The following is a 26,028-nucleotide window of genomic DNA, read 5'->3' on the forward strand; positions in this document are numbered from 1 at the left end:
CTCGACGCAACCGCTCAGCAGCGGAGTCGTCAGCAGGATCGCCACCGCGCCGGCGGCCGACGCCCACGTGCGACCGGCGAGTCGGCGCAACGACATCGACGCCCTCGACACTCCGGTCACCGCCGCTCGTTGCCGCGCCGGTAGTTGCCGGTCACCCGGGCGAGCAGATGCTGTGCCGCGAGCTCGTCGCGGTCCGCCTCGGCACGCGAGAGGCCCGCGACGAGTCGCGCGGCGGCCGAACCGCCGACGGTCGTCACGACGCGTCCGCCGCGCGAGACGAGCACCGCGCCGTCTTTCGCGACGCGGTACTCGAACGGATCGGCGACGAGACGCCCTCGCTCGTCGGACGCGCCGTTGCGACCTGACATCGGCCGGCGCCTACCGCAGGCTCTTCGTGTGCCAGACCGTCTTCGTCTCGGTGAACGCGGTGATGCGGCCGAGCGCGGGCGCCGCAGCGTCGGGGCCGTTCTCGGGACGCAGCACGCGCTTGAGCGTGTCGGCCGCGTCGATCTCGAGCGAGACCCAGTCGAGCGCGCCCGCACCGACCAGGTCGATCGCGTTGACGTCGGCGTGGCTCGCGAGCCACGGGGCGATCTCGGCGGGCGAACCGGTGAGCACGTTCACGACGCCCTTCGGCACGTCGCTCGTGGCGAGCACCTCGGCGAGCGAGATCGCCGACCGCGGGTATCGCTCGCTCGCGACGATCACGACCGAGTTGCCGGCGACGAGCGCCGGCGCAAGCGCCGACACGAAGCCGACGAGCGACGAGTCCTGCGGAGCGATGATCGCGATGACCCCGCTCGGCTCGGGCACCGAGATGTTGAAGTACGGCCCGGCGACCGGGTTCGCGTTGCCCGCGACCTGGGCGAACTTGTCGGCCCAGCCCGCGTACCAGACCCAGCGATCGATCGCCTCGTCGACCTGGGCAGTCGCGACGGCGCGCGAGACGCCCTCGGACTCCTCGATCTCGGCGACGAACTGCGCACGACGCCCTTCGAGCACCTCGGCGATGCGGTAAAGCACCTGGCCGCGGTTGTACGCGGTCGCACCGGCCCAGCCGGACACCCCGGCCCGTGCGGCGACGACCGCGTCGCGTGCGTCCTTGCGCGAGGCCTTCGCGGCGTTCGCGAGGAAGCTGCCGTCGGCGGCGACGACCTCGTAGGTGCGCCCCGACTCGCTGCGCGGGAACGCGCCGCCGATGTAGAGCTTGTACGTCTTCGGCACGGCGAGGCGGCTCACTTCGCGGCTCCCTTCTTCGCGGCGCCCGCTCGTCGGGTGCGCGCCTTCGGCTTCGACGCGGATGCCCCGGCCGAGGCATCCGCGGCCTCGATGGGGCGCTGCGCGCCCGAACGACCGGCCGTGACCTGCGCGGCCGAGCGCCCGATGGGTGCCGGCGACAGGTACGCGGCGAGGCCGTGGCGGCCGCCCTCCCGGCCGTAGCCCGACTCCTTGTAGCCGCCGAACGGCGAGCTCGGGTCGAACCGGTTGAACGTGTTCGCCCAGATCACGCCCGCGCGCAGCTGGTCGGCGACGGCGAGGATGCGGCTGCCCTTGTCGGTCCAGATGCCGGCGGACAGGCCGTACGGGGTGTTGTTCGCCTTCGCGATCGCCTCCTGCGGCGTGCGGAAGGTGAGCACCGACAGCACCGGGCCGAAGATCTCCTCGCGGGCGATGCGGCTCGACGTCTGCACGTTCGTGAAGATCGTCGGCGCGTACCAGAAGCCGTTCTCGGGGATCTCGCACGGCGCGCTCCAGCGCTCGGCACCCTCTTCGACACCTGCGTCGCTCAGCATGCGAATGCGGTCGAGCTGCTCGCGCGAGTTGATCGCGCCGATGTCGGTGTTCTTGTCGAGCGGGTCGCCGAGGCGGAGGATCGAGAGGCGGGTCTTCAGCCGCTCGACGACCTCGTCGTGGATGTTCTCCTGCACGAGCAGTCGGCTGCCGGCGCAGCACACGTGACCCTGGTTGAAGAAGATGCCGTTGACGATGCCCTCGATCGCCTGGTCGATCGGCGCGTCGTCGAAGACGATGTTCGCGGCCTTGCCGCCGAGCTCGAGGGTCGCGCGCTTGTCGGTGCCCGCGATCTGCTTCGCGATCGCCCGACCGACCGCGGTCGAACCCGTGAAGGCGACCTTGTCGACGCCCTCGTGGGCGACGAGCGCCGCACCGGTGTCGCCCGCGCCCGTGACGATGTTCACGACGCCCGGGGGCAGGTCGGCCTGCTGCAGGATCTCGGCGAAGATGAGCGCCGTGAGCGGCGTCGTCTCTGCGGGCTTCAGCACGACCGTGTTGCCCGCGGCGAGCGCGGGCGCGATCTTCCACGCGAGCATGAGCAGCGGGAAGTTCCACGGGATGACCTGTGCGGCGACGCCGAGCGAGCGCGGGTCGGCGCCGAGGCCGGCATGGTCGAGCTTGTCCGCCCAGCCCGCGTAGTAGAAGAACCACGCGGCGACGAGCGGCACATCGACGTCGCGCGACTCCTTGATCGGCTTGCCGTTGTCGAGCGACTCGGCGACGGCGAGCTCGCGGGCGCGCTCCTGCACGAGGCGGGCGATGCGGAAGAGGTACTTGCCGCGGTCGCGGCCGCTCATCTTCGACCACACGCGGTCGTACGCCCGACGGGCGGCGGCGACCGCGTCGTCGATGTCGGCCTCGTTCGCGTTCGCGATCATCGCGATGCGCTCCTCGCTCGAGGGCGAGATGGTCTGGAACGGGGTGCCGCGACCATCGACGAACCGGCCGTCGATGAAGAGCCCGTAGCTGTCGCGGAGGTTGAGGATGGCGCGCGACTCTGGGGCCGGCGCGTAATCGAGGAAGCTCATGTTCAGTCTCTTTCGGTGATCGAGTGGGCCCGCCAGGGCCGTTTCGAGATCCGGTCAGTCGATCGTCACGTAGTCGGCGCCCGAGTAGTGCCCGGTCGTCATCTTCTGCCGCTGCAGCAGCACGTCGTTGAGGAGGCTCGACGCGCCGAAGCGGAACAGGTGGGGCACGAGCCACTCCTCGCCGACGGTCTCGGCGACCGTGACGAGGTACTTGATCGCGTCCTTCGACGAGCGGATGCCGCCCGCGGGCTTCACGCCCACCCGGTGGCCGGTGAGCCGGTACCAGTCGCGCACGACCTCGAGCATGAGGAGCGTCACCGGCAGCGTGGCCGCGGGCTGCACCTTGCCGGTCGAGGTCTTGATGAAGTCGCCGCCCGCGAGGATCGCGAGCCACGAGGCCCGGCGCACGTTGTCGTAGGTCACGAGCTCGCCGGTCTCGAGGATGACCTTGAGGCTCGCGCTCGTGCCGTCGGCGCGACGACACGCCTCCTTCACGGCGGCGATCTGGTCGAACACCTCGCCGTAGCGGCCTGCGAGGAACGCGCCGCGGTCGATCACCATGTCGATCTCGTCGGCACCCGCCGCGACCGCTTCGGCGGTGTCGGCGAGCTTGATCTCGAGCGAGGAGCGGCCCGAGGGGAACGCGGTCGCGACCGCGGCGACCGAGATGAGGCCGTCGTCTGGGTCGCCGTGCGCGGCGCCGAGGGCATCGATCGCGAACGGCACCATGTCGCCGTAGACGCACACGGCGGCGACGCGGGGCACCGAGGGGTCGGCGGGGTCGGGGTTCATCGCCTTGGCGACGAGCGAGCGCACCTTGCCGGGGGTGTCGGCACCCTCGAGCGTCGTGAGGTCGATGAGGGCGATGATCTTGTCGAGCGCCCAGCGCTTCGAGGTGGTCTTGATCGAGCGCGTGCCGAGCCCGGCCGCGCGCTGTTCGAGGCCGACGGCGTCGACGCCCGGGATGCCGTGGAGGTAGCGGCCGAGGGTCTGGTCGTCGGGTTCGCCGCCGAGCACGGCGAGCGCACGCTCGCGCGCGGTGACGAGCGCGGTGCCGGTGTTGACCGGTGCTGACATGGGGTGACCTGGCTTTCGTTGCGAGTTGCGAGCTGGGTGCTGCGGGTTTCGAGTTTCAGGAGCGGCCTGGCCGAGGACATGGGCCGCGGGACGCACGACGACGTCAGCCGTCGAGGAGGTGGAGGGCGGTCGCCTCGTCGGTGACGAGCACCGAGCAGAGGCCGCTGCGCACGACCGCATCGGCGACCGCGTGCTTGGTCGGGCCGGCCACGACGGCGACCGCGAGCCGGGCCGCGCGCAACTCGTCGAGCGTGAGCCCGACCGTGCGCGCGTCGAGCGCCGGGTCGACGATGTTGCCGTCGGAGTCGATGTAGCGGCCCACCACATCGCCGACCGCCCCCTTGGCGACGAGCAGGTCGACGTCGGTCGGCGAGAGGTAGCCGCTCTCGACGTGCACCGAGTTGTGGTCGGCCGCGCCGGCGCTGAAGAGGTACGCGTCGGCTGAGCGGGCGAGCTCGATGACGCCGGCGACGACGCGGTCGGACTCGATCGCCTCTTTCGTCTCGAGTCGTTCGAGGATCGCAGGGCTCGGCAGCAGGGTGGCCTGGCCGCCGCCCTTCTGTGCGATCGAGACGGCCGTCGCCGCAGCGGTGCCCGCCCGGCGATTGAGGCTGACGCCGCCGTTGATCTGCACGACGTTCACGCCGGTCGCCCAGCCGTTGCGCAGGTGCTGCGAGATCTCGAAGAGCGTGCGTCCCCAGCTCACGCCGAGGGTGCGCGGCACCGGACGGAGGGCCGTGAGGTAGTCGGCGGCCGCCTGCGCGGTGCGCGCCTGCAGCTCTTCGAACGACGCGACGCCGGCCGACGACACGACGATCGCGTCGTCGAGGCCGCGCTCGTCGCGCAACCGACGCTCGATCGGCAGTCGCCGGGCGCGCGGGTGCACGATCTCGATGCGGATGAACCCGCGATGCTTCGCCTGCGCGAGGAGACGACCGACCTTCCACCGGGTGAGGTTCAGCGCCTGCCCGATCTCGTCTTGCGTCTTGTTCTCCTCGTAGTAGAGCTCGGCCGCCCTGATCGAGAGGAGTTCGTCGATCTCGTCCATGCGCCTCCGTCCGCCTCGCCTCCAGCGTAGGCAGCGCGATGCGCGTCGGCAACACTCGCGGGCATTCCTGCTCATATGAGCATTCAGGCCGCGGATGCTGCGCGCCTATGCTGGTGCAATGCCCACGCCCCTCGCGCTCGCCGTCGACTTCGGCGGTACCAAGGTCGAAGCCGCCCTCGTCGACGAGCTCGGCCGACTCGTGCCCGACTCCCGCCACCGCCGCCCCACCGGGCCGACCGCCTCGGCCGACGAGCTCGACGAGGCCGTGCGCGCGGTCGCGACCGCCGCGCTGGCCGCCCTTCCGGCGGACGCTGAGCTGATCGGCGTCGGCGCGGGATCGGCCGGCCCCATCGACGTCGCGACCGGCCGCGTCTCGCCGCTCAACGTCCCCGCCTGGCGCGAGCACCCGCTGCGCGACCTCCTCGTCGAGGCCGCCCCGGGCGTTCCTGTCACCCTTCGCATCGACGGCCTCTGCATCGCCCTCGCCGAGCACTGGATCGGCGCCGGCCGGGACGCCGAGAACCTGCTCGGCATGGTCGTCTCCACGGGCGTCGGCGGCGGCATCGTCATCGGCGGGCGCGCCGTCGCGAGCCCGACCGGCAACGGCGGACACATCGGCCACATCGAGGTCGGCGGCTTCGACGACCGCTGCTCGTGCGGCGGTCGGGGTTGCCTCGAGGCGATCGCCTCCGGCCCCCGCACCGTGGCCTGGGCCCGCGCGCAGGGGTTCGAGGGCACCACCGGCGAAGATCTCGCCCGCGCTCACGCGGCCGGCGACGCGATCGCGATCGCCGCCGTCGAACGCTCGGGCCGCGCGATCGGCCAGGCCATCGCCTCGGCGACCAACCTGCTCGACCTCGATCTCGTCGCGATCGGCGGCGGGTTCTCGCGGGTCTCCCCCGTGCTGTTCGACCACGCGCGCGCCGCGGTCGCCGAACGCACGGCGTTCTCGTTCGCGACCCGTGTCGAGATCGTGCCGTCGGGCCTCTCCGACGAGGGTCCGCTCATCGGCGCGGCCGCACTCGTGCACCGCCCCGATCTCGTCGTCTGATCTCGGACTCGACCGGCACCTCGGGCTCCCGCGGCCCGACCCGATCCGGTCAGGCGCCGTCGACCCGCGGTGTCTGCTGACCTCCGCCGACCGGGACGAACTCGGCGGCGAGGATGCGCGCGTGCGCGCGCTGGCGCACGAGCACGAGCGCTGCGAGTCCGACGAGCACGACGAACGCGATCGTGAGCGTCGTGAACGCGAACCAGTTCGCGTCGAGCGCGAGCACGACGCCCGCCGAGACGACCGTGATGCCCGCGGCGGCGACCTTCGAACCGGCCTTCAGCCGCAGTGCGGGGCTCAGCCGACCGCCGAGGGTGTCTCCGCGCGCGAGCAGCAGGTCGGCGAACGCGTCGATCGTCGCGAACAACGCCCCCGAATAGGCCAGCGCGCAGCCCAGCGCGCCCCACAGGTTCGGCGACTTCGCGGGGCCGGCCGCCTCGGCGGCGAGTGTCAGGAGCTCCATGGCATCCGGATGATAGCGGCGCAGGTCCGGCCTCGGGAGTCCCCCGTCCGCGGGGTACGTCAGGCGGTGTGATCCTCGACGTAGCGCGGCCGGGCCGCGACGACGCCCGCGATCGCACCCGGCACGATCGACGCCAGCAGGATCAGGATCGGCACCGTCCAACCGCCCGTCGCGGCGTGCACGAAGCCGACGACGAGTGGACCGGCCGCGGCGACGAGGTACCCGACGGACTGCACGAAGCCCGAGAGCGCGACCGCCCCGGCATGCGTGCGCGAGCGCAGGTTGATGAGCACGAGCGCGAGCGGGAACATGAGCGGGCCGATGCCGGCGAGCGCCACCCAGAGCCAGGTCGCCGTCTCCGGCACGAACAGCAGCCCGAGGTAGCCGAGCACGAACGCCGTCATCGAGACCGCGACGAGCAGTCGCACCCGGCCGTACCGGGCGGCGACGATCGGCACGAGGATTCCCGCCGGCAGTCCCATCGCCGCGTACAGCGAGAGCAGGGCGCCGGCCTGGGCGGGCGAGACCCCGGCGATGTCGACGAGCACCCGCGGCAGCCAGGCGAAGGCCGAATAGGCGTTGAACGAGCTCACGATGAAGATCACGGCGAGCGACCAGGCGACCGAGGAGCGCAGCATCCGCCTGACGCCGCCCGACGCCGGCTCCTCGGGCAGTTCGACGCCGGCGCCGCGCTTCGGGTGCACGAGCAGCGCGATCCACGGGATCACCGAGACGACCGCCACGAACGCCCACGCGCCGATCGAGACGCGCCAGCCTGCGGCATCCGCGACCGGGACCGCGACGAGCGGCGGGATGAACGTGCTGATCGACATCGCCGTCACGTAGATCGTCGTCACGAGGCCGATCCGGTCGGGGAAGTACCGCTTCACGAGCGGTGGCAGCAGCACGTTGCCGATGCCGGTCGTCGCGAAGATCACGACCCCCGCCGCGACGAGGGCGAGTGCCGAGTCGGCGAGGCCCCGCCAAGCGAGCCCCGCCGTGAGCGCGAGCAGCGCGCCGACGAGGAGCGGCTCGAGGCCGAACCGCTTCGCGAGCGGCGGCGTCGCGATGCCGAACGCGGCGAAGCACAACGGCGGCAGCATGCCGACGAGACCGACGACCGCGGGGTCGAGCGCGATGTCGTGCTCGACGCGCGAGATGATCGGCGACAGCGAGGCGACGCCAGTGCGCAGGTTGAACGCGACGAGCGCGATGCCGACGAGCGCGAGCGCCCGACCGGCCCACAGCGGCCGCGTGCCGCTCGTCACAGGCCGAGGATGACGCGGGTGCGCTCGACGTCGTCGCGGATGGTGTCGATGAGGGCGGGAATCGTCGTGAACGCGACCATGCCGCGGATGCGATCGACGAACTCGACGTCGACGACGTGGTCGTACAGGTCGAGCTCGCGATCGAGCACGTAGGCCTCGACCTGCTTCTTGGGCACGCCCTCGAAGGTCGGGTTGTCGCCGACCGAGATCGCCGCGGGGTACCGGGTGCCGGCGTCGGTCAACCAGCCCGCATACACGCCGTCCGAGGGGATCAGCCCCTCGGACTCGGGCGAGAGGTTCGCCGTCGGGAACCCGAGCTCGCGCCCACGGGCCGCACCGTGCACGACGAGGCCCGACACGGTCGGCGTGTGCCCGAGCAGTTCGGTCGCGTGCCGTACGTCGCCGTCGGCGAGGAGTTCGCGCACCCAGCTCGAGGAGACACGTCGCTCCCCCTCGGGGGCGACGTCGTCGACGACCTCGACCGTGAAGCCGAACGTGGCGCCGAGGTCGGCGAGGAGTGCGACGTCGCCCGCACCGCGTGCGCCGTACCGGAAGTCACGGCCGACGAGCACAGCCTTCGCGTGCAGCGTGTCGACGAGCACCCGCTCGACGAACTCGGTCGCGGGAACCGACGCGAGGGCGCGGTCGAACGGCAGCAGCACGGTGGCGTCGATGCCCGTCGTCGCGAGCAGCTCGAGCTTCTGCCGATTGCTGACGAGCGATTCGGGGCACTTGTCGGGCGCGAGCAGTGCGAGCGGGTTGCGGTCGAACGTGACCACCGTGGTCGTGAGGCCGTCGGACTCGGCGAGGCCGCGCAGGCGGGAGATGATCTCGCGATGACCGCGGTGCACGCCGTCGAACTTGCCGATCGTGACGGCCGACGGCCCGTAGCCGTTCGGCACCGCCTCGAGTCCCTTGTACGTCTTCACTCGGCGCCCGCCTCGCGCGCCACCCCGGCACCATCGGCCGCGTCGGCGCCATCGGCGTCGCCCGCGTCACCGGCCGGGCGATGCTTCGCCAGCCACCACATGCCGAGCACGGGCAGCACGAGCGGGATGAACAGGTACCCCCGGCCGAACCACGACCACACGGTGTCGTGCGGGAAGAGCGCCGGGTCGATGACGCTGAGGGTGCCGATGACGAGCACGCCCGTGAGCTCGAAGACGAGCGTCACCCAGGCGACGCGGTACCAAGCACGACCGGGTCGCACGAGCGCGATCGTGGCGACGACGTACACCGCGGCGGCAAGGGCCGACAGCGCATAGGCGAGCGGCGCCTCGTCGAACTTCGAGACGATCTGCACGAACGACCGGCCGAGCGCGGCCAGCGCGAGCACGCCGTACACCGCGACGAGCACACGCCCGATGCCGCTCATGCGGGCCGGTCGGGCACCGGCTTCTCGGGTCGATGCGGGGGCGCTCTGCAGTCGTTCCATGACGTTCGATTCTCTCAGACGCTTCGGGCGGCGGGCGTACCGGCGCTCAGGCGCCCTGCACGGTCCAGATCTGGTACATGCGGTACACCATGACCGCGACCGCGAGGGCGGCGACGCCGAGTACGACGGTCGACCAGCGGTTGGGTTCGAGCAGCGCCCAGAAGGCGGCGGCGGGCGGCACGAGTGCGGCGGCGACGAGGTACACCCAGAACTCGAGCCCGCTCCCGGTGGGGACGTTGCCGACGGCGGGCGCGACGATCGCGACCACGACCTGCACGATCAGCAGCACCTCGACGACGACCACCGAGCCGAGCGTCAGGTCGCTGGGCTTCCGTCCGGCGAGCCCGAGCACGAGGCAGAGCAGTCCGGCTGCGACCGCGACGGCCAGCTGCACCCAGGTGAACCACTCGATCATGCTCGCTCCTCCTGCGGGAATCCGGTGACGACCTTCCACTGCGAGCCCTTGCGCTCGACGATCGCGACGAGCCGGTCGCCCGGGGCGATCGCGGCGACCGCGTCGGCGCCGGGGCGGTCGCGGGCTGCGGCATCCGCATCGTCGCCGGCTTCGGCGGGCGTGGATGCCACGGGGCGTGCGTCGCCCGCCGCGATGCGCTTGCCATGGCCGAGATCGACGGCCTCGGCCTCGGTGACCTCGATGACGGGCAGCGTGCGACGGGCGGCGTCGGCCGGCGCGATCAGCCGCGCACCGACGTCGAAGCCGTCGAGCTCACCCGCCTCGTCGACGCCGAACCGGCCGATGCGGCTGCGGCGGAGCGCGGTCAGGTGGGCGGCGGTGCCGAGCGACGCGCCGAGGTCGCGCGCGAGCGCCCGCACGTAGGTGCCCGACGAGCACTCGACGCGGACGTCGAGGTCGAGGCATCCCTCGTCGCCCGGCCGTATCGCGAGCAGTTCGTAAGCAGAGACGGTGACCCGGCGCGGCGTGATCTCGACGGTCTCGCCGTCGCGAACGCGCTGGTAGGCCCGTTTGCCGTCGATCTTGACCGCGCTCACCGAGCTCGGCACCTGGTCGATCTCGCCCGTGAACGCACGCATGGCCTCGCGCAGCACCGCGTCGTCGCCCGAAGCCGCCGCGCCGGCGAGCGCAGCGACGGCGTCGTCGCCCTCTGACGACCGCGGCACCGGCTCCCCCTCGGCGTCGTCGGTCGTGGTGCCGAAGCCGAGCCGTACGGTCGCGAAGTACTCCTTGTCGAGGCCGACGAGGTAGTGCAGCAGGCGGGTGGCGCTCTCGACGCCGAGCACGAGCAGGCCCGTGGCCATCGGATCGAGGGTGCCCGCGTGCCCGATCTTGCGGGTGCCGGCGAGGCGGCGCATGCGCGCGACGACATCGTGGCTCGTGATTCCCTGCGGCTTGTCGACGAGGAGGATGCCGCTGTTCACGCCGTACAGGCTAACAGTCGCGCGGCCCTACGCTGGATGCCGTGAGGATCGGCATCATCGGCGCAGGCGCGCTCGGCGGCACGTTCGCGGCACTGCTCACGCGGGCGGGGCACGAGGTCGAGGTGACGGCCCGCGGCGGAGGCCTCGCGGCGATCCGCGAGCACGGGATCCGGCTGAGCGGCGGGTACGGCGAAGCGCACGCGCACGTCGCCGCCGGCGAAACGCTCGCGGTGCGACCCGACCTCGTGCTCGTGTGCACGAAGGCGCAGGATGCGGCGGCCGCGATCGACGCGAACGCCCCGCTCGTCGACGGCGTGCCGGTGGTCGTCGTGCAGAACGGCCTCGACGGCGTCGCGACGGCGGAGCGGTTGCTGCCCGGATCGCGCTGCGTCGGCCTGCTCTCGATCATCGCCGCGAACTACACCGAACCGGGCGTGGTCCGGGTCACGACGCCCGCGACGAGCTATCTCGGTCGCGGCGACGGCGAACCCGATGCCGAGTCGGTGCGCATCGCCCGCATCCTGTCCGACGCCGTGCCGGTCGTGGCGATCCCGGGCTTCCGCGGTGCGCAGTGGACGAAGCTCGTCGTGAACATGGTCAACGCCGTGCCCGCGATCGTGGGGCGCAGCGTGCAGGACGTGATCGACGACCGTCGGCTCCGCCGCGTCGTCGCCGCGTCGATGCGCGAGACGGTGCGCGTCGGCATCGCCCGCGGGGTGCGGTTCGGCTCGCTGCAGGGACTCGGCGACCGTCGCCTGCGACTCTTCGCCCGGCTGCCGCTCGCGATCGGGCAGGTGCTCCCCTGGCTCATGCGCGTGCGGATGGGGAACGTGCCGAACCTCGGTTCGACCCAGCAGAGCGTGCGACGCGGCCAGCCGACCGAGATCGACTTCCTCAACGGCGCGGTCGTGCGCGAAGCGGCCGCGGCGGGACTCGACGCACCGGTCAGCCGGGCGATCACCGCGCTCGTGCACGAGGTGGAGGCGGCTGGCGGCACCCCGCTGTCCGACGAGCGCGTGCTCGCGGCCGTGCCGGCCTGACACCGCAGCACCCGTCCGTCCCGCTGGTCCTACTCAGGCGCCGGGTCGATCGGGATGCAGCGGCGAGTGCCGCCCGGGGTGCCCGCCGTCTGCGAACGCGACGAAGGGGGCCCGGCGAACCGGACCCCCTTCGTTCAGTGCGCTGCGTCAGCGCCGCGACGGCCTCAGGCCTTCTTGCGACGCAGGCGCGCGACCACCACGAAGGCGATGCCCGCGAGCACGATCACGCCCGCCGCGATGGCGATCGAAGTGCCGGCGAAGCCGGTCTCGGCGAGATCCTGGCTGCCCGACGCGGCCGGGGTGGCCGGATCGGTCGGCTCGGTGGGGTTCTCCGGGTCGACGGGCGGCGCTGCGATGCAGTCGGGCGTGGCCGGCGGGTACGCCAGCGCGACCTTCAGCTCGGGGTTCACGATGAGCTCGGCGCTCGTGAGCGCACGGGTCCAGGCGAAGTTGCCGTCGGTCTCGACCCAGGTGCCGTCGTCGAGCTGCTTCCAGCCCGGCCAACCGTTCGCGTTGCCCTCGTCATCGACCGACGCACCGGGCCACAGGACGTGGCCGGAGAGCTTGCCCGAGTCGCCGATCGTTCCGAGCGCGATCGTCTCGGTGTTGGTGCCGTCGCTCAGCACGAGCGAGGCGTCGTGGCTCGTCGCCTGCTGGTCGGGGTCGGTCAGGGTGATGTCGTAGAAGATCCACGGCGCATCGGCGATGCAGGTGCCGGTCGCGACCGAGCCGTCGAGGCTCGGCTCGGCGCAGGCCTCGTCGTCGAGCGTGTAGGTCCACGTCACGACGTCGCCCTGCTCGAAGGTGTAGCCGGGCTTCGCCGTCGCGGTGACGGTGATGATGCCGGCCTGCTCGGCCTGGGCCCAGTCGATCGTGTCGGTGTCGGCCGGCACGGTCAGCTGCTCGTTGTCAGGGCCGCAGACGTCGCTGAACGTCGGGGCGCCCTCGAGCTCGACGACGCAGTCGCTGTCGTCGACCGTGTAGGTCCAGGTGACCGTCGCGCCCTCGGGGAACTTCGAGCCGGCCTTCGCCGTCGCCGTGACCGTGATCACGCCGTTCTCCTCGGTCGAGTTCCAGTCGATCGTGTCGGTGTCCTCCGGCACGGTGAGCCGCTCGTTGTCGGGGCCGCAGACGTCCTCGAACGTCGGGGCGCCGACGACCTCGATGAGGCAGTCCTCGTCGTCGACGTCGAACTTCCATTCGGTCGTCGCACCCTCGGCGAACGCATAGCCGTCCTTCGCGGTGGCGGTGACCGTGATCACGTCGCCGGTGCGCGAGTCGTTCCAGTCGATGAAGTCGGTGTCCTCCGGGACGGTGAGCTGCTCGTTCTCCGGGCCGCAGGTGTCCTGGAAGCTCGGCACGCCGACCACGTCGATGATGCAGTCGCCGTCGTTCACCGTGAAGGTCCACACGGTCTTCGCACCGGGCTCGAAGGCGTAGCCGTCCTTGGCGGTCGCCGTGACCGTGATCACGTCACCCGCGCGCGAGTCGTTCCAGTCGACGAAGTCGGTGTCGGACGGAACGCTCAGTTCCTCGTTGTCGACGCCGCAGGTGTCGGCGAAGGTCGGCTCGCCGCCGACGGGCACGACGACCGGCGGGCAGGCGTCGTCGTTCACCGTGAACGTCCAGCTGAACGTCGAGCCGGGCTTGAAGACGTAGCCGGCCTTGGCGGTCGCCGTGACCGTGATCACGTTGCCGTCGCGGGTCGAGCTCCAGTCGATGAACTTCGTGTCCTCGGGGAGGGTGAGGCGCTCGTTGGCGGGACCGCACACGTCGAACAGGCTGGGAACGCCCTCGACCTCGATCTCCTCGGGCGCGGGCTTGATGCAGTCCTCGTACTCGAGGAGGCTCTGGTCGCCGCGTCCCTCGACCGTGTAGGTCTTGCCGTGCTTCTCGTAGCTGAACGTCGGGTAGATGTCCTCGAGGTCCTGGTGCTTGTCGTGACCCGAGCGGAAGAACGCGTTGACCGAGGTGGTGATCTTCACGAACGGGTTGGTCTCGCTGTGGGTGGCGTGACAGAACGTGATCTTCTTGACGGTGGGCACGCTGTCGCACTGCTCGTCGGTGATGGTGATGCTGCCCGAGTCGGTGCTCGTCGCGCCGCTCGAGCTCCAGAGGGCCTTGAGCTGGAGCGAGTACGTGCCCGGCTCGACGTCGGCCTGGACGAACGACTCGCTCTTGCCCTTCTTGATCGCAGACCCGACGGGGACGACCCCGGGGTTGCTCGAGGCGGTGATCGTCTCGTCCTTGTCCTTCTCGGAGTTGGACACCGTCCACGTGATCGACGGCGTGCCGTCGGTGTCGCAGACGACCGACGGCGTGATCGTGTTGTGGTGCGCCGAGGCAGGTGCCGCGACGCCGACGAGTGCGAGGCCCGCGCCGAGCGCGAGGGCTGCGACGGCCGCCGCGAGACGGCGCACCGGGTTCTGACTGAGGCGCTTCCGCGCGCGGAAGTCGCCGTGGGCATCGTGCGTCGTATGGACGCCGAGCTTGCTCATTCGGGTTGTCTCCTGGGTTCGGCCCAGCGGGGGCGACGAAACCGGAGGTCGAACGCGCGGTGGCGCGGCGAAGCGCGCGCGGTCGTTGCGCGATCGATCCGAGAACGCGCGTCGGATACGCGCGGGTCGGGTCGATCGCGCAGCGACGATCGACGCGACCGGGTGATCGCGTCGATCTCTGCGAGATGTTCGGGTGATTCGGGTGGTACGGGTAATGCGTCGGGTTTCGCTGCCTGCCGGGGGCTTGGGCAATCACCTCATTATGTCCGCAAAGAGGGGGACACGCCAGCCCTCACGCACCCGTTTCGCACAGATGTCCCCCGAAGAAGGGGTACTTGGGACGGGGTACACGCCGCAGCGCCCGCCCGCGGCTCGTTATCGGCGCCTGACCGGCCGTTCCGGGTCGGCGAGGTCGACCACCGCATCGGCGACCGAGCGCGGGTCGCGGTCGGCGTACGCGAGCCGGTCCGCCGCGTCGACGGGCTCGCCGTCGACCGCGATGCGGTAGTCCCAGAGCTCGTCGAGACGCTCGCGCAGCACGAAGCGTCCGTCGAGCACGAGGATCGCATCGGCGGGACCGCTGATCCACTTCGGCTCGACCCACGCATCGCGCGCCGGGTCGAGCACCCGCGTCACGAACGCGGTCGAGCCGCCCATGCGGAACGGCTCGACGAGCACCCGCCTGAGCGCCGACTCGTCGAAGCCGTAGCGGTAGTACCGCTCGGCGGTGTCGTCGCCGAACGCGTCCTGCGCGGCGCGCGACCGGTGGAACCCCTCCATGCGAGCACGGAACACCGAGAGGCCACGCTCTTCGAGCACGGCGCCGAGGTCGTCGGCGAGCGCGGTCTTGCCGCTCTGCACGGGCCCGTCGACGGCCACGATCATGCGGCCTCGTCCGTATCGGCCCGCGATCTCGGATCCGAGCTCGCGGAGGAACGCGATCCTGGGCGTCGTGACGATCCGCATACGAGCGAGCATAGCTCCGCGGCATCCGAGGTCGGGCGCCGGCCGTCGTACGCTGGTCGGATGCCCCGTGAGCAAGCAGACCCGATCGCCGAGGTGCTCGTCGACTGGTTCGCCGACGCCGCGCGGCCGCTGCCGTGGCGGGCCGCCGACGTGTCGCCATGGGCGGTGCTCGTGAGCGAGTTCATGCTGCAGCAGACGCAGGTCGACCGCGTCGTGCCCCGCTGGGAGGCGTGGATCGCCCGCTGGCCGACGCCCGCGAGCCTCGCCCGCGAACCCGCGTCGGAGGCCGTGCGCGCCTGGGACCGGCTCGGCTACCCGCGCCGCGCGCTCTGGCTGCACCGGGCGGCGACCGAGATCGTCGAACGGCACGGTGGCGAGGTGCCGCGCGACGTCGACGCGCTGCTCGCCCTGCAGGGCGTCGGCCCGTACACGGCGCGTGCGGTCGCCGCGTTCGCCTACGGCGTGCGCGTGCCCGTCGTCGACACGAACACACGACGCGTGATCGCCCGTGCGGTCGACGGCCAGGCCGAGCCCGCTCCCCCGTCGCCGGCGCGCGACCTGCCCGCCATGACTGCGCTCCTGCCCGAAACGGTTGCCTCGGCCCGGGCGTTCAACGCGGCCGCGATGGAACTCGGAGCGACGGTCTGCGTCGCCAGGACGCCGCGGTGCGACGCATGTCCGATCAGCGATCACTGCGCCTGGCGTGCCGCGGGCTACCCCGCCTACGACGGCCCGCGGAAGGCGAAGCAGGCCCGCTTCGAGGGGTCCGACCGGCAGGTGCGGGGCCTCGTCATGCGCGAGCTCCGCGCCGCCCACCGTCCGGTTGCCCGCACCGAACTCGACGGCGTGTGGGCCGACGGCGCGCAGCTCGAGCGCGCCATCGCCGGGCTCGTGGCCGACGGGCTCGCCGTGGCGGCCGACGACGGCGGCCTCGCCCTGCCCGACGCGTGACGCGATCGGGCGGGGAACCGACGCGACGAGGCCGCGGCGGAGGCTGATGCGACCGGAACGACCACGGCGGTCCCAGCGGCAGGCACGCGCCGACTGTGCGAGCATGCTGGGATGACGCTCGCCTCCGACCCGCGCCCGGCACCGAGCCCCGACGACCTGCTCGTGCTGCTCGCGGTCGCCCGGGCCGGGCGCTACACGCTCGCCGCGGCCGAACTCGGACTCAACCACACGACGGTCGCACGGCGGATCGACGCCCTCGAGAACGCCCTCGGCGGCCGGGTGCTCGCCCGCAGCGCCTCGGGCTGGATGCTCACGCCGCTCGGCGAGCACGCCGTCGCCTCCGCCGAAGCGGTCGAGCAGGCGATGCACGGGCTGCGACCCGGCGGCACGACGCTCACGGGCGTGGTCCGGCTATCGGCGACCGACGGGTTCAGCGGATTCATCGCGTCGCCCGCGATCGTCGCCGTGCGCCGCGAGCATCCGGGCGTGACCCTCGAGATCGTCGCAGCCCAGCGGCGCGCGACCCAGCAGCGCGTCGGCATCGACCTCGAGGTGGTCGTCGGCAAGCCGCACGTGCACAAGGCGGAGGCGATCCACCTCGCCGACTACGTGCTCGGCCTGTACGCGAGCCGCGACTACCTCGCCGCGCACGGCACGCCCGTCGCCCCGCACGATCTCGCCGGCGAACCGCTCATCTACTTCATCGAGTCGATGCTGCAGGTCGACGCACTCGACGAGGCGCGCCGACCGACGCACGGCATGCGCGACACGGTGTCGAGCACGAACGTCTACGTGCAGGTCGACGCCACCCGCGCCGGCGCCGGCTTCGGGCTGCTGCCCGCCTTCCTCGCCGACCGCCACGACGACCTCGTGCGCCTGTTCCCCGACGAGGTCGAGGAACGTCTGCCCTACTGGCTCGTCTGCCGGCCCGAGGCGCTGCGCCAGCCGACCGTGCTCGCGTTCATCGCCGCCCTCCGTGCGCGGGCCGCCGAGGTGCAGGGAGCCCTCCTCGGGCTCGACGGACGCCGAACGCACTGAACCGCCCCTCGGAGGGAGGGGCGGTTCAGTGCGATCAGCGAGGTGCCGGTGCGGCTCAGCGCGCGTCGGCCTCGTCGAGGTCGTCGTCGGACTCCTCGTCGAACTCGCGCGGCTTCACGTACGGATCGGCTTCGCCCGCGTACGCGGCGTTCGCCGCCAGCGCGGTCGTCGCCTCGTCGCGGGTGCGTGCCTCGCGCAGCAGCTCCTCGATGTGCTCGGCGTTCTCGGGGATCGCATCCGCGATGAACTCGAGGCTCGGGGTGAGCCGCGCCGTGATGTTGCGGCCGACCTCGCTCCGGAGCATCCCGGTCGCGGCCTTCAACGCGAGCGCCGAGTCGCGACGCTCCTCGTCGGTGCCGTACACCGTGTAGAAGATGCTCGCGTGCTGCAGGTCGCCCGTGACGCGCACATCGGTGATCGTCACGAAACCGAGACGCGGGTCGCGGAGACCCTTGTCGAGACGACGCGCGACGATCTCCTTGATGCGGTCGGCCATCTTCCTGGCCCGTGCCGGATCAGCCATGACTGTCTCCTGTGTTCAGTCCGAGCGGAACCCGGGGCGGAGAACCGCCCCGGGTCGTTCGGTTCAGACGCGAGGCTTCTCGCGCATCTCGATGGTCTCGATCTCGTCGCCGACCTGGATGTCGTTGTACTTGCCGAGGCCGATGCCCGCCTCGAAGTCCGTGCGGACCTCGGTGACGTCGTCCTTGAACCGGCGCAGCGACTCGATCGCGAGGTTGTCGGCGATGACGACGCCGTCGCGGATGACGCGTGCCTTCGCGTTGCGCGTGATGGTGCCGCTGCGCACGATGACACCGGCGATGTTGCCGAACTTCGAGGAACGGAACACCTCGCGGATCTCGGCGACACCCGACTGGACCTCTTCGTACTCGGGCTTGAGCATGCCCTTGAGCGAGTTCTCGATGTCGTCGATCGCGTTGTAGATGACCGAGTAGAAGCGCACGTCGACACCCTCGCGGGCGGCGCGCTCGCGCGCCTTGACGTCGGGACGCACGTTGAACCCGATCACGATCGCGTTGTCGATCGTGGCGAGGTCGATGTCGCTCTCGGTGATCGCACCCACACCGCGGTGGAGGATGCGCAGCTGCACCGAGTCGTCGACCTCGATCTTCATGAGCGACTCCTCGAGCGCCTCCACGGCACCCGACACGTCGCCCTTGATGATGAGGTTGAGCGCCTCGACCTTGCCCTCTTCGAGCGCACGGGTGAAGTCCTCGAGCGAGATGCGCTTGCGGGCCTTCGCCAGCTGCGCGTTGCGCTCGGCGGCCTCGCGCTTCTCGGCGATCTGGCGGGCGGTGCGGTCCTCGTCGGTGACGAGGAACGTGTCGCCGGCGCGCGGAACGCTCGAGAGGCCCTGCACCTGCACCGGACGCGACGGGGTCGCGGCCGTCACCGGGTCGCCGTTCTCGTCGGCCATGGCGCGCACGCGGCCGTAAGCCGTGCCCGCGACGATCGCGTCGCCGACCTTGAGCGTGCCCGACTGGATGAGCACGGTCGCCACGGCGCCGCGGCCCTTGTCGAGCTTCGCCTCGATCGCGACACCACGTGCCGCCTTGTTCGGGTTCGCGCGCAGGTCGAGCCCGGCGTCGGCGGTCAGGAGCACCGCGTCGAGCAGGTCCTGGATGCCGGTGCCCTCGCGAGCCGAGACGTCGACGAACATGACGTCGCCGCCGTACTCCTCGGCGACGAGGCCGAACTCGGTGAGCTGCTGACGGACCTTCGCCGGGTTGGCGTCGGGCTTGTCGATCTTGTTCACCGCGACCACGATCGGCACGTTCGCCGACTGGGCGTGGTTCAGCGCCTCGATCGTCTGCGGCATGATGCCGTCGTCGGCCGCGACCACGAGGATCGCGATGTCGGTCACCTGCGCACCACGGGCACGCATGGCGGTGAACGCCTCGTGACCCGGGGTGTCGATGAAGGTGATCGCGCGGTCGATGCCCTCGTGCGCGGTGTGCACCTGGTACGCACCGATGTGCTGGGTGATGCCGCCGGCCTCGCCCGCGACGACGTTCGCGTTGCGGATCGCGTCGAGGAGTCGGGTCTTACCGTGGTCGACGTGACCCATGACGGTGACGACCGGAGGACGCTGCGCGAGGTCTTCGTCGGTCTCGTCCTCGAGCTCCTGGTCGAGGTCGATGTCGAAGCCCTCGAGCAGCTCGCGGTCCTCGTCCTCAGGGGAGACGACCTGGATCTTGTACCCGAGCTCAGCACCGAGCACCTCGAAGGTGGCCTCGTCGAGCGACTCGGTCGCGGTCGCCATCTCACCGAGGTGGAACAGGACCGTGACGAGCGAACCGGGGTTCGCGTCGATCTTGTCGGCGAAGTCGGAGATCGACGAGCCGCGACGCAGGCGGATGACGGTGTTGCCGTCGCCGCGGGGGACGCTCACGCCGCCCAGCGACGGGGCCTCCCGCATCTCGAATTCGGCCCGCTTCGTCCGCTTCGACTTGCGCGACTTCGACTTGCCGCCGCCACGGCCGAACGCACCGGCCGTACCGCCGCCGGGACCACGACCACGACCGCCGCCGCCCGCGGGACGCGGGCCGCCGAAGCCGCCGCCGGGGCGCTGGAAGCCGCCGCCGGCACCGCCGGCACCGCCGGCTCCACCGGGACGTGCGCCTGCGCCGCCGCCGCCGGGGCGCTGGAAGCCGCCGGGACGACCACCGGCACCGGCCGGACGCGGAGCGCCGATACGGGGCGAACCGGGACGCGGCGCCTGCGGACGCGGGATGTTGCCGGGCGAGGGGCGCTGGCCCATGCCCTGCGAGCTCGAGAACGGGTTGTTGCCCGGGCGCGGCTGGGCGGGACGCTGGCCCATGCCCTGCGAGCTCGAGAACGGGTTGTTGCCGGGACGCGGGGCGGCGCCGCCGGGCTTGGGAGCGGGGCGCGGGGCGCCGGGCTTCGGTGCACCGCCGGGCTTCACCGCGTCGCCGGACTTCGCCGGGGCGGGCGTGCTCTCGGCGGCGGCCTGCTCGGCCGCGGCCTTCTCGGCGGCGGCGTGCGCGGCCTTCTCCTCGGCCTGGGCCTGACGCTCGGCGACCGTGAGCGGCGCGTCGGCCGGAGCGGGCGCGGCGGGCGCCGGCGCTGCCGGCGGCTTGGGGCCGGGCTTGGGGCCGGGCTTCACCGCGGCCTTCGCGGGCGCGGCAGGTGCCGCGGCGGCGGCGCCCTTGGCGGCGCCGTCGGCCTCGAGCGCCGCCTTCAGGCGACGCGCGACGGGGGGTTCGATCGAGGACGACGGTCCCTTGACGTACTCGCCCATCTCCTTGAGCTTCTCAAGGGCGATCTTGCTGTCGACACCGAGTTCGGATGCGATCTCGTGTACGCGTGGTTTGGCAGCCACTTCTCTCCTGTTCCGGGCCTGCACCCGGACAGGGGCAGACCATCAATGGCGGACGGGACTCATTTCGAGCCGCTCATTACTTGTCACTCATTGGTGATCACTAGCCGTTCAGCCTGTTCTCTACGTTGGTCGTGCTGACCTCGCCGCGGACGCGGAGCGCCCGTGCGAATGCACGGCGCCGGACCGCGAGCTGATAGCACTCGAGCGTCGGATGCAACCACGCACCCCTCCCCGGAAGCACGGCCGCATCATCTGCGGTCACCTGGGATTCTTGGAGAACGACCCTCAGAAGCGAGGATCGCGGGGCGCGCGAACGGCATCCGATGCACGTTCTGACGGGTTCCATCTTACACTCTGCGCTCATGCCCCGCCGACGCCGCCGCCGACCGGGCTCGAAGTCCGGCTCGTGCCGGCTCAGCCCTGCTCGAGGATCGAGTCGGGCTGGATGTCGATCTTGGCCCCCGTGAGCTTGGCGGCGAGGCGGGCGTTCTGCCCCTCCTTGCCGATCGCGAGCGAGAGCTGGTAGTCGGGCACGAGCGCGCGCACGGCGCGCGTCTGCTCGTCGATCACGTACGCGCTCGTCACCTTCGCGGGCGAGAGCGCCGACGCGACGAACGTCGCCAGGTCGTCGGACCAGTCGACGATGTCGATCTTCTCGGCGCCGAGCTCGGCGGTGACCGCGCGCACGCGCTGGCCGAGCTCGCCGATCGCAGCGCCCTTGGCGTTGACGCCGGGCTGGTTCGCGCGCACCGCGATCTTGGTGCGGTGCCCCGCCTCGCGGGCGAGCGAGACGATCTCGACGACGCCCGACGCGATCTCGGGCACCTCGAGCGCGAAGAGCTTGCGCACGAGCGCGGGGTGGGTGCGCGACACGGTGATCGACGGCCCCTTCGCGCCCTTCGCGACGCTCGTGACGTAGACGCGGATGCGCTGCCCGTGCGGGTACTCCTCGCCGGGCACCTGCTCCTCGGGCGGCAGGATCGCCTCGACCGTGCCGAGGTCGATGTGCACCATCTTCGGGTTCGGGCCCTGCTGGATGACGCCCGCCACGATGTCGCCCTCGCGCCCGCGGAACTCGCCGAGCACCGCGTCGTCGGCGATGTCGCGCAGACGCTGCATGATGACCTGCTTGGCCGCGAAGGCCGCGATGCGACCGAAGTCGTTCGGGGTGTCGTCGGCCTCGCCGATGACGTTGCCCTCGTCGTCGACCTCGGGCACGAAGATCGTCACGTGCCCCGTCTTGCGGTCGAGTTCGGCACGGGCGCCGTTCGGGTTCGAATGCCCGTGCTGGTTCGGGTTCTGGTGCTTGAGGTAGGCCATCAGGATCGCCTGCTCGATGATCTGCACCAGTTCGTCGAACGGGATCTCTTTCTCGCGCTCCACCATGCGAAGCATGCTGAGGTCGATATCCATCGCCGGCCTCCTCTATTCAGCTCTCAGGCCGCTACCCCTCGGAGCGGACATTCAAGCGTATCGGATGCCGCGAGCGAGCGTCACCCGCGGCTCGGGCATTTTCGCGTCAATTGGTATTGACATGGAATCGCGATTCGGCGTTAATGGACGTTGAGATGAAAGAGAAGCGCAGTTACACCATGCGGGCCCGCGCCGACGGGGCCGCGCAGACCCGCAGCAGCATCCTCGAGGCGACCATCGCGCTCGCGGGCGAGCTGCCCCTGGCCGCCTGCACCCTGCCCGCCGTCGCCGAACGCGCGGGCGTCTCGGTGCAGACCGTGCTCCGCATCTTCGGCTCGCGCGACGGGCTGTTCTCGGCCGCCGAAGCCCACGGCCGGGCCGACGTGCTCGCCGAACGGCCCGCCGACCCCGACGATGTGCCCGGCTCGATCGACGTCCTGCTCGACCACTACGAGCGACGCGGCGACGGCACGCTGCTGCTGCTCGGGCAGGAGGCGTGGGAGCCCGTCGCCATGCGCGTCACGACGGCGGGCCGCGCGCTGCACCGTGACTGGGTCGAGCGCACCTTCGCCCGAGCCCTCGAGGCGTGCGCCCCGGCCGACCGCGACGAGACCGTCGACCTGCTCGTCGCCGCGACCGACCTCTTCACCTGGAAGCTCTGGCGACGCGACCGCGGCCTCGGTCGCACCGATGTCCGCCGCCGCATGCTCCGGCTCGTCGACGCCGTCGTCGAGCGCATCTGAAACCCGACCCGAGGAGGCACCGGCATGGGCACCTTCGCCATCGTCACCGTCGATGCGGGCGGCAACGTGCCGCCCGCGCTCACGATCGCCGCCGAGCTCGCGCGACGCGGCCACACCGCGCACGTGCTCGCCCACGAGCGACTGCGGGAGCGAGTGACGGCCGCCGGACTGCCGTTCGTCGAGCTCGAGTCGTTGCGCGACTGGACCGCCGTCGAGCCGCACGGTGCGGTCGGGATGCTGCGCGCCTACACGCGGCTCGCCTCCTCCCCCGCCGTCGAACGCGAAGTCGGCGAGCGCCTCGCCGGGCTCGGGGCCGACGCCTCGCTCGTCGACTGCCTCATGGCGGGTTGCGGTCGTGCGTCACGGGCGGCCGGCGTGCCCGACGTCGTGCTGTTCCACACGCTCCTCGCGTACTGGCTGGGCGGGTACGCCCGCGGCCCCGTCGGCGCCGTCGCCGGGCTGCGCGGAACGGCACCGTCGCGAGCGTGGCGGGCCGCCGCGGCACGCATCGTCGCGAGCGACGCGGCACTCGACCCCGCCGCACGCTCCGGGCACGAGGCATCCGCATTCGACTGGACGGGGGCCGTGGAGACGGGCCGTCCTGCCGAACGCGACCCCGCACGGCCGCCGCTCGTCGTCGCGAGTCTCAGCAGCACCTGGCTGCCGGGGCAGTCCGCCGCGTACCAGCGCATCGCGACGGCGCTCGGCGCGCTGCCGGTCCGCGGTCTCATCACGCTCGGCGGGCTCGAGCTCGACCGGCCGCTCGACCTGCCGTCGAACGTCGAACTCGTCGACCGCGCCGACCACGGCGAGGTGCTGTCGCGGACCGCGGTGCTGATCGGGCACGGCGGACACTCGACGACCCTCCGCGCCCTCGCGCACGATGTGCCGGTCGTCGCCCTGCCGATGCACCCGTTCGTCGACCAGCCGATGGTGGCATCGGCCGTCGAGGCCGCCGGCGCCGGCATCCGGCTGCCGAAGACCGCGAGCGCCGATCGCATCGCGGGCGCGGTGACACGCGCACTCACCGACGAGGCGATGCGAGCGGCGGCCGCCGGAATCGGCGCGCGGATCCGCAGCGTCGATGCCGCGGCCGCCGCGTGCACGTTGCTCGAGCGGGTCGCCGCGGCTCGCGCCCGCGCGCACTGATCCCGAACGACACGGATGCCGCGCGGCCCCCACCGCGCGGCATCCGCCTCTCACGTCGCACCCCCCAGCGCGACGGGACCGGCGCGGGTCAGCCGCGCCAGACCTGCACGACCGACGGCCTCGGCGCGGCGACCGCGCCGGCGGCCGTCGAGCCGTAGTCGGGGAACAGCGAACTCGGCGCCGCGAACGAGCCCTCCTCGCCGGGGTGCTGCACCGCGACGAACACGACGCCCTCCTCGGCGCGCACCACGGGGCCGCAGGTCTCCGCCTCCCGCGGCACCGAGAGGAACTGCTGCACGTGCCCGCGCTCGGGCCCCTCGAGCGGCACCTTGAAGAGGCCGTCGTTCCTGCGGATCGTCGACGGCGCGCCGTCGGTCGAGATCCACAGGTTGCCCTCGGTGTCGAACGCGACGTTGTCGGGGCACGAGATCGGCGAGACCTGGTCCTTCGGGTAGCCCGCGAAGTACGTCTGCGTGATCGAGGCGGGGTCGCCGCAGAGCAGCAGGATGCTCCAGGCGAAGCGCTCGCCCGACTGGCCCGCGACCTCGGTCAGCTCGATGACGTGGCCGTCGCGGTTCGTGGCCCGCGGGTTCGGCTCGTCGACCGGAGGCTTGCCCGCCGTGCCGCGCTGGGTGTTGTTCGTGCACGCGATGTAGACCCGGCCGCTGGTCGGGTGCGGCTCGACGTCCTCGCAGCGGTCCATCTTCGTCGCGCCGACGAGATCGGCGGCCAGTCGCGTGTTGACGAGCACCTCCTCGAGCGACATGCCGGGCACGACGCTCTCGCCCTTGCGGGTGAGGGCGATCCACCGGCCCGAGCCGTCGAACGCGCCGTCAGCGGGCAGCTTGCCGGTGCCGTCGATCTCGGCGGCCGGCGAGTTGCCGCTGAACCGGGCGACGAACAGGTCGCCCTCGCTGAGCAGGCGGCGGTTCTGCTTGCGCGCGCCCGGGTTGTCCTTCGGGTTGAACTTGTGCTTCGAGACGAACTTGTACAGGTAGTCGCCGCGCTCGTCGTCGCCCATGTACGCGACGGCTCGCCCGTCGGCGGCGATGCGCACGTTGGCGCCCTCGTGCTTGAAGCGGCCCAGCGCCGTGTGCTTGACGGGCGTCGAGGTCGGGTCCTGCGGGTCGATCTCGACGATGTACCCGAAGCGGTTCGACTCGTTCTCGTAGCCCGGCGCGGCACCGTCGAAGCGCGGGTCCCACGTCTCCCAGCCGGTCGAGGTCGCCGCGTCGGCGAAACCGTAGCGCTTGCGGGCGGCGGTGTCGGGTGCGGCGCGGAAGTAGCCGTTGAAGTTCTCCTCGCCGCTCAGCACCGTGCCCCACGGCGTCGTGCCGCCGGCGCAGTTGCCGAGGGTGCCGTGCACCACGGTGCCCGTCGGGTCGCCCACGGTCTGCAGCAGCGCCGAGCCCGCGGCGGGCCCCGTGAACTCGAACTCGGTCTCGACCGTGATGCGCCGGTTGCGGGCGCCGCCCGTGACGATGCGCCACGGGCCGCCGACGCGGTCGCGCTCGACCTCGACGACCGACATGCCCTGTGCGGCCTTGTAGATCTCGCCACGACGGCGGAGCTCGGCCGGGTCGCTCGACGGCGGGAACATGATGCCGGGGTTCACGTACTCGTGGTTCGCGACGAGCACGCCCGTGAGTCCGCCCCGGTCGGCGATGACGTCGAGATAGTCGTTGTTGTAGCCGAACTGGCGCGCCTGCGCCTTAGCGGTCTGGTTCGCGAGGTCGAAGCCCGGCGCGTCGGGGAAGATCGGGTCGCCCCAGCGCACGAGCGCCTGCCAGCGGTACCCCGTCGGCACGGTGAACTCGTCGACGAGGTGCGAGACCGGTTCGATGGGTTCGAAGGGCAGGCCGGATGCCGCGGCCGTGCCTCCGCCCGCTCGTGTCGCAGCCTGCGCGGCGTCGGGGCGGAGCGCGCCGCCCGCCGCGATCGCGAGCGCGCCGGCGGCGCCGAGGCCGAGCAGCGCCCGGCGGCTGAGCGCCGCAGAGGCGAGCGAGCGGAACTCGGGGTTGCCCGACGTGTTGCACTCGGGCCCGAGGCACGCGTCGGCGCACTTGAGGCGACACGTCACCGGCGAGCGCTTGCCGCGCGCGTGGTCGACGATCGGCAGGGTTCGGCGCGGTGCGCCCTCGGTCAGCGTCACGGGCTTCCTCACTCTCGACGGTGGTCGCGACTCGGCGACGATGCGTCGAGCGTCGCGCCGCCGTGCGACGCCGAGAGGACCGGTCGGTGAACGGGAGGTGACCGTCGGGACAACGGTGCGTTCGGGGGCGACGCGCCACTCCGGTCGCGGGC

At 71.8% G+C, this 26,028-nt stretch carries 24 protein-coding genes; 6 read left to right on the top strand and 18 right to left on the bottom strand.

Translation table 11 applies throughout. The annotated features are described in order from the left end of the window. Window positions 1–116: 116 nt before the first annotated feature. The 5 genes from MUN74_RS01570 to MUN74_RS01590 all read right to left on the bottom strand — a co-directional run bounded on the left by MUN74_RS01570 (window position 117) and on the right by MUN74_RS01590 (window position 4,947). Window positions 117–368 carry a hypothetical protein gene (locus tag MUN74_RS01570; RefSeq protein WP_244854626.1) on the bottom strand — a complete coding sequence of 84 codons (252 nt, stop codon included), beginning with the start codon at window positions 366–368 and terminating at the stop codon, window positions 117–119. Window positions 369–378: 10 nt separating this feature from the next. Continuing rightward, window positions 379–1,239, bottom strand: a complete 861-nt coding sequence (locus tag MUN74_RS01575; RefSeq protein WP_244854627.1) for an aldehyde dehydrogenase family protein — start codon at window positions 1,237–1,239, stop codon at window positions 379–381. Further along, complete coding sequence (locus tag MUN74_RS01580) at window positions 1,236–2,822, bottom strand: aldehyde dehydrogenase family protein (RefSeq protein WP_244854628.1); 1,587 nt, start codon at window positions 2,820–2,822, stop codon at window positions 1,236–1,238. Before MUN74_RS01580 ends, MUN74_RS01575 begins: the two co-directional genes overlap by 4 nt. Window positions 2,823–2,876: 54 nt before the next feature. After that, on the bottom strand, window positions 2,877–3,899 hold the full coding sequence (gene deoC / locus MUN74_RS01585) for a deoxyribose-phosphate aldolase (protein ID WP_244854629.1): 1,023 nt from the start codon (window positions 3,897–3,899) through the stop codon (window positions 2,877–2,879). Window positions 3,900–4,002: 103 nt separating this feature from the next. Continuing rightward, a complete protein-coding gene (locus tag MUN74_RS01590; protein WP_244854630.1) occupies window positions 4,003–4,947 on the bottom strand; it encodes a sugar-binding transcriptional regulator in 945 nt (314 codons plus the stop codon). A 118-nt stretch (window positions 4,948–5,065) separates the two neighbouring features. Here MUN74_RS01590 and MUN74_RS01595 point away from each other — a divergent pair, with 118 nt between their 5' ends. Further along, window positions 5,066–5,998, top strand: a complete 933-nt coding sequence (locus MUN74_RS01595; protein ID WP_244854631.1) for an ROK family protein — start codon at window positions 5,066–5,068, stop codon at window positions 5,996–5,998. A 49-nt stretch (window positions 5,999–6,047) separates the two neighbouring features. On the opposite strand, the gene MUN74_RS01600 is transcribed toward MUN74_RS01595, so the two are convergent. The 6 genes from MUN74_RS01600 to truB are packed head-to-tail and all read right to left on the bottom strand — an operon-like array spanning window position 6,048 to window position 10,562. Next, window positions 6,048–6,461 (bottom strand): hypothetical protein, encoded by a 414-nt coding sequence (locus MUN74_RS01600; protein ID WP_244854632.1) that lies wholly within the window; start codon window positions 6,459–6,461, stop codon window positions 6,048–6,050. A 59-nt stretch (window positions 6,462–6,520) separates the two neighbouring features. Continuing rightward, complete coding sequence (locus MUN74_RS01605) at window positions 6,521–7,729, bottom strand: MFS transporter (RefSeq protein WP_244854633.1); 1,209 nt, start codon at window positions 7,727–7,729, stop codon at window positions 6,521–6,523. Continuing rightward, on the bottom strand, window positions 7,726–8,658 hold the full coding sequence (locus MUN74_RS01610; protein ID WP_244854634.1) for a bifunctional riboflavin kinase/FAD synthetase: 933 nt from the start codon (window positions 8,656–8,658) through the stop codon (window positions 7,726–7,728). The genes MUN74_RS01605 and MUN74_RS01610 overlap by 4 nt, the downstream gene beginning before the upstream one ends. After that, on the bottom strand, window positions 8,655–9,164 hold the full coding sequence (locus tag MUN74_RS01615) for a hypothetical protein (protein ID WP_370647330.1): 510 nt from the start codon (window positions 9,162–9,164) through the stop codon (window positions 8,655–8,657). Before MUN74_RS01615 ends, MUN74_RS01610 begins: the two co-directional genes overlap by 4 nt. A 46-nt stretch (window positions 9,165–9,210) precedes the next feature. Beyond that, window positions 9,211–9,579, bottom strand: a complete 369-nt coding sequence (locus MUN74_RS01620) for a hypothetical protein (RefSeq protein WP_244854635.1) — start codon at window positions 9,577–9,579, stop codon at window positions 9,211–9,213. Next, entirely contained in the window at window positions 9,576–10,562 is a 987-nt protein-coding gene (gene truB / locus MUN74_RS01625) for a tRNA pseudouridine(55) synthase TruB (RefSeq protein ID WP_370647331.1), read from the bottom strand. Before truB ends, MUN74_RS01620 begins: the two co-directional genes overlap by 4 nt. Before the next feature lie 41 nt (window positions 10,563–10,603). Here truB and MUN74_RS01630 point away from each other — a divergent pair, with 41 nt between their 5' ends. Further along, window positions 10,604–11,602: a ketopantoate reductase family protein gene (locus tag MUN74_RS01630; protein ID WP_244854636.1), complete on the top strand. Its 999-nt coding sequence runs from the start codon at window positions 10,604–10,606 to the stop codon at window positions 11,600–11,602. A gap of 164 nt (window positions 11,603–11,766) precedes the next feature. Here MUN74_RS01630 and MUN74_RS01635 read toward each other — a convergent pair whose 3' ends face one another. Together MUN74_RS01635 and MUN74_RS01640 are read right to left on the bottom strand one after the other, a co-directional pair. Further along, on the bottom strand, window positions 11,767–14,100 hold the full coding sequence (locus MUN74_RS01635) for an InlB B-repeat-containing protein (protein ID WP_244854637.1): 2,334 nt from the start codon (window positions 14,098–14,100) through the stop codon (window positions 11,767–11,769). Window positions 14,101–14,475: 375 nt separating this feature from the next. Beyond that, complete coding sequence (locus MUN74_RS01640; protein ID WP_244854638.1) at window positions 14,476–15,066, bottom strand: nucleoside/nucleotide kinase family protein; 591 nt, start codon at window positions 15,064–15,066, stop codon at window positions 14,476–14,478. 60 nt (window positions 15,067–15,126) lie between these two features. Between MUN74_RS01640 and MUN74_RS01645 the strand changes: the two genes are divergently transcribed. Together MUN74_RS01645 and MUN74_RS01650 are read left to right on the top strand one after the other, a co-directional pair. Beyond that, complete coding sequence (locus MUN74_RS01645) at window positions 15,127–16,017, top strand: HhH-GPD family protein (protein ID WP_244854639.1); 891 nt, start codon at window positions 15,127–15,129, stop codon at window positions 16,015–16,017. 111 nt (window positions 16,018–16,128) lie between these two features. Continuing rightward, window positions 16,129–17,055, top strand: a complete 927-nt coding sequence (locus MUN74_RS01650) for a LysR family transcriptional regulator (RefSeq protein ID WP_244854640.1) — start codon at window positions 16,129–16,131, stop codon at window positions 17,053–17,055. Window positions 17,056–17,110: 55 nt separating this feature from the next. Here MUN74_RS01650 and rbfA read toward each other — a convergent pair whose 3' ends face one another. The 4 genes from rbfA to nusA all read right to left on the bottom strand — a co-directional run bounded on the left by rbfA (window position 17,111) and on the right by nusA (window position 21,832). Next, on the bottom strand, window positions 17,111–17,578 hold the full coding sequence (gene rbfA, locus MUN74_RS01655; RefSeq protein ID WP_244854641.1) for a 30S ribosome-binding factor RbfA: 468 nt from the start codon (window positions 17,576–17,578) through the stop codon (window positions 17,111–17,113). A 63-nt stretch (window positions 17,579–17,641) separates the two neighbouring features. Further along, window positions 17,642–20,419, bottom strand: coding sequence for a translation initiation factor IF-2 (infB, locus tag MUN74_RS01660; RefSeq protein ID WP_244854642.1), 2,778 nt, complete (start codon window positions 20,417–20,419; stop codon window positions 17,642–17,644). A gap of 100 nt (window positions 20,420–20,519) precedes the next feature. Continuing rightward, entirely contained in the window at window positions 20,520–20,783 is a 264-nt protein-coding gene (locus MUN74_RS01665) for a YlxR family protein (RefSeq protein ID WP_370647332.1), read from the bottom strand. A gap of 50 nt (window positions 20,784–20,833) precedes the next feature. Then, entirely contained in the window at window positions 20,834–21,832 is a 999-nt protein-coding gene (gene nusA, locus MUN74_RS01670; RefSeq protein WP_244854644.1) for a transcription termination factor NusA, read from the bottom strand. A gap of 155 nt (window positions 21,833–21,987) precedes the next feature. On the opposite strand from nusA, the gene MUN74_RS01675 reads away from it, so the two are divergent. Both MUN74_RS01675 and MUN74_RS01680 read left to right on the top strand, forming a co-directional pair. Then, the gene (locus tag MUN74_RS01675; RefSeq protein WP_244854645.1) at window positions 21,988–22,575 is read left to right on the top strand and encodes a TetR/AcrR family transcriptional regulator; all 588 of its coding nucleotides are present in this window, start codon (window positions 21,988–21,990) and stop codon (window positions 22,573–22,575) included. Window positions 22,576–22,599: 24 nt separating this feature from the next. Further along, on the top strand, window positions 22,600–23,724 hold the full coding sequence (locus MUN74_RS01680; RefSeq protein ID WP_244854646.1) for a glycosyltransferase: 1,125 nt from the start codon (window positions 22,600–22,602) through the stop codon (window positions 23,722–23,724). Between the two features lie 88 nt (window positions 23,725–23,812). Here MUN74_RS01680 and MUN74_RS01685 read toward each other — a convergent pair whose 3' ends face one another. Then, complete coding sequence (locus MUN74_RS01685) at window positions 23,813–25,876, bottom strand: PhoX family protein (protein WP_244854647.1); 2,064 nt, start codon at window positions 25,874–25,876, stop codon at window positions 23,813–23,815. Window positions 25,877–26,028: the final 152 nt, after the last annotated feature.

Origin of the sequence: Agromyces sp. H17E-10 (assembly GCF_022919715.1) — a bacterium.
Taxonomy (GTDB): Bacteria; Actinomycetota; Actinomycetes; order Actinomycetales; family Microbacteriaceae; genus Agromyces.

Coding starts and splice junctions, on each gene's coding strand:
- MUN74_RS01665 (WP_370647332.1), bottom strand. CDS start 20,783: ATGAGCGCAGAGTGTAAGATGGAACCCGTCAGAACGTGCATCGGATGC.
- MUN74_RS01615 (WP_370647330.1), bottom strand. CDS start 9,164: ATGGAACGACTGCAGAGCGCCCCCGCATCGACCCGAGAAGCCGGTGCC.
- MUN74_RS01595 (WP_244854631.1), top strand. CDS start 5,066: ATGCCCACGCCCCTCGCGCTCGCCGTCGACTTCGGCGGTACCAAGGTC.
- rbfA (WP_244854641.1), bottom strand. CDS start 17,578: ATGGCTGATCCGGCACGGGCCAGGAAGATGGCCGACCGCATCAAGGAG.
- MUN74_RS01600 (WP_244854632.1), bottom strand. CDS start 6,461: ATGGAGCTCCTGACACTCGCCGCCGAGGCGGCCGGCCCCGCGAAGTCG.
- MUN74_RS01635 (WP_244854637.1), bottom strand. CDS start 14,100: ATGAGCAAGCTCGGCGTCCATACGACGCACGATGCCCACGGCGACTTC.
- MUN74_RS01570 (WP_244854626.1), bottom strand. CDS start 368: ATGTCAGGTCGCAACGGCGCGTCCGACGAGCGAGGGCGTCTCGTCGCC.
- deoC (WP_244854629.1), bottom strand. CDS start 3,899: ATGTCAGCACCGGTCAACACCGGCACCGCGCTCGTCACCGCGCGCGAG.
- MUN74_RS01590 (WP_244854630.1), bottom strand. CDS start 4,947: ATGGACGAGATCGACGAACTCCTCTCGATCAGGGCGGCCGAGCTCTAC.
- MUN74_RS01680 (WP_244854646.1), top strand. CDS start 22,600: ATGGGCACCTTCGCCATCGTCACCGTCGATGCGGGCGGCAACGTGCCG.
- nusA (WP_244854644.1), bottom strand. CDS start 21,832: ATGGATATCGACCTCAGCATGCTTCGCATGGTGGAGCGCGAGAAAGAG.
- MUN74_RS01645 (WP_244854639.1), top strand. CDS start 15,127: ATGCCCCGTGAGCAAGCAGACCCGATCGCCGAGGTGCTCGTCGACTGG.
- MUN74_RS01640 (WP_244854638.1), bottom strand. CDS start 15,066: ATGCGGATCGTCACGACGCCCAGGATCGCGTTCCTCCGCGAGCTCGGA.
- MUN74_RS01620 (WP_244854635.1), bottom strand. CDS start 9,579: ATGATCGAGTGGTTCACCTGGGTGCAGCTGGCCGTCGCGGTCGCAGCC.
- MUN74_RS01675 (WP_244854645.1), top strand. CDS start 21,988: ATGAAAGAGAAGCGCAGTTACACCATGCGGGCCCGCGCCGACGGGGCC.
- MUN74_RS01650 (WP_244854640.1), top strand. CDS start 16,129: ATGACGCTCGCCTCCGACCCGCGCCCGGCACCGAGCCCCGACGACCTG.
- MUN74_RS01580 (WP_244854628.1), bottom strand. CDS start 2,822: ATGAGCTTCCTCGATTACGCGCCGGCCCCAGAGTCGCGCGCCATCCTC.